This is a genomic window from Desulfosarcina sp. (assembly GCF_041551955.1).
Lineage (GTDB): Bacteria > Desulfobacterota > Desulfobacteria > Desulfobacterales > Desulfosarcinaceae > Desulfosarcina.
This window is the reverse complement of the sequence record NZ_JBFELV010000593.1, coordinates 1-2246: the sequence shown is the minus strand read 5'-3', so window position 1 is coordinate 2246 and position 2246 is coordinate 1. Positions and strand designations below refer to the sequence as shown.

1 protein-coding gene is annotated in these 2246 nt (G+C 57.7%); it reads right to left on the bottom strand.

Annotated features, from left to right (window positions below; all coding sequences use genetic code 11):
* Window positions 1-107: 107 nt before the first annotated feature.
* Window positions 108-2171, bottom strand: coding sequence for an anaerobic carbon-monoxide dehydrogenase catalytic subunit (cooS, locus tag ABYV26_RS24580; RefSeq protein ID WP_372683984.1), 2064 nt, complete (start codon window positions 2169-2171; stop codon window positions 108-110).
* Window positions 2172-2246 lie beyond the last annotated feature (75 nt).

Sequence of the window (2246 nt, the reverse complement as noted above, 5' to 3'; positions counted from 1 at the left end):
GACCCAGTCCCGTGTGGGCAAGATGTCGGTCAACGCCATCGGTGTGCATCTCCTTTCGGCATCAACAAACCTGCAGCAAGACGGTCGCTCACGAATCGGGTGGCTGCCTAAGCAGACGTAAGTTCCCGGCGAGCGGCCATATCCACCAAAGTCCGCTCCCTGGCTTTGTCGATGCCGAGCGCTTTTCGTTTCCTGTCGATGTGAGCGATCATTTTGCGGGCATGTTTCACGGGGTCGGCTTCCAGATCCCACATGCCGCCGTATAATTTTTCAAATTCTTCGAAAAGATATTTTTGAAATACGGGTGCGCCGGTGACCGGCAATCCGACCCCAAAAACGGTGTAGACACCTGAAGCCACGAAGTAGTGTCCGATGCTGATCGCCTTTTCACTCATCCACTCCGGGGCGCTTCCCGCCGCAGGCAGATCACTGATGTCGCGGCCTAAACCACCGGCCTTGACGACTTCCGTGGCCGCCAGGAGGATGCGGCTGTTGTCCACGCAGGAACCCAGATGCAGCACGGGGGGGATCCCCACGGTTTCACAGACCTCCCTCAATCCCGGCCCGCAAAATACGGCAGCCGACTCCGGTGTCAATAAGCCTTCCATGGCGCAGGCAATCCCGTTGCAGCCGGTCGTCAGGACGATCACGTCGTTTTTGATCAACTCCTTTACCACCTCGATGTGACCTTCGTTGTGACGGGTCCTGGCATTGTTGCAGCCGACCACACCGGCGATGCCGCGGATGCGACCGTTGATGATGTTGTCGTTCAGGGTGTAGTAGCTTCCGCGGAACGTGCCGCCCAAATGGTACTGAATCGCCTCGACCCCGAATCCGGCGATCTGGATCGCTTTCTGCTTGGGAATCATGACATCGGATCCCCGGTTGGCAAAGTTGTCGATCGCCATTTTGACGATGCGCTCGGCATCTTCCATGGCATGGTGCTCGTCGAATTCGATGTGGATCACGTTCTCCTGTTCCATGCGGGCAATCGGATGGGTCGTGATCAGTTTGGTGTGAAAACAGTTGGCCACATTGGCGACATTCTGGAAGATGCATTGGATGTCGACCACCATGGCGTCACAGGCGCCGGTAATGATGGCCAGTTCCTGCTGGAGAAAGGTCCCGCATTGAGGCACCCCGTGGCGCTGAAGCACCTCATTGGCCGTGCAGCAGATCCCCGACAGCTGAATCCCCTTGGCGCCTTTTGACAATGCATACGCGTGCATTTCGGGCTTTTGGGCCACCGCTACGATCATTTCCGACAAAATGGGCTCGTGGCCGTGTATCACCAGGTTGACGTGATCCGCTTTCATCACGCCCAGGTTGGCCTCCGACTGGAGCGGATAGGGGGTTCCGAAAAGGACATCCTGCAGGTCGGTTGCCAGCATGGAACCGCCCCAGCCATCGGCAATGGCCGCCCGGGTACCCTGTTTCATCAGGTTTTTGTAGTCCTGATCCACGCCGATATGGGTGCGGTGCATGATTTCGACGATCTCCCGGTCGATGTTTCTGGGCAGTACGCCGTTCTTCTTCCATTTCTCATAGAGCATCGTGGGCGCGCGCTTCAGATATCGCAGTTCGCCTTCGCTTTTGCCCCATTCGCCAAGGGCTTTTTCGGCCACTTCCAGGGCGATCTCATCCGGATTGCGATCGGTGGTCTCGCCATCCACCGATACCGTCGTGGCGACATCGAAGTAAGGCGCGATCGCCATCAGTTTGTTGTAGTCTTTAATCCGGTAGTCCGCCGATTCGTTGCGGGCGACACTCAGGAACACTTCGGCCACACCGCGGCCGTGGTCCGAATGGGCCGCGGCGCCACCGGCGATCATGCGGATAAAGTTGCGGGCGGCAATGGTGTTGGCGGACGCTCCGCACAGGCCTTTTCGATCATCCTCACCCTCGATCCCGCTTTTGGGCAAGGGCAGGCGGCAAGGACCCATGCCGCAATTTTTACAGCAGGTGCCCTGGGTGCCGATATTGCACTGCTTCATGTTTTCCGCCCTGTCGAACACCGTATCGATTCCCAGCTCCTGCGCCCGCCTGAGCATGGTCTGGGTCGCCTCATCGATGGAGGCTCGGATCGGATCCGCCACTTTCAAGCGCTTGGCAGAGGACGCTGTCGTTTTGGTTTCCGGATGGATGCCTTCGCCTGTTGCGGGAGTTTTCATTGTCGTCTCCTTTACGGTTGTATTGCGATCTTTAACCGTGTCTTCGCAAAGCCTATGCCAGCCTGGATCGTGGAT

Excerpts from the sequence above, each read along its gene's own strand:
- cooS (WP_372683984.1), bottom strand. The coding sequence starts at position 2,171 with ATGAAAACTCCCGCAACAGGCGAAGGCATCCATCCGGAAACCAAAACG.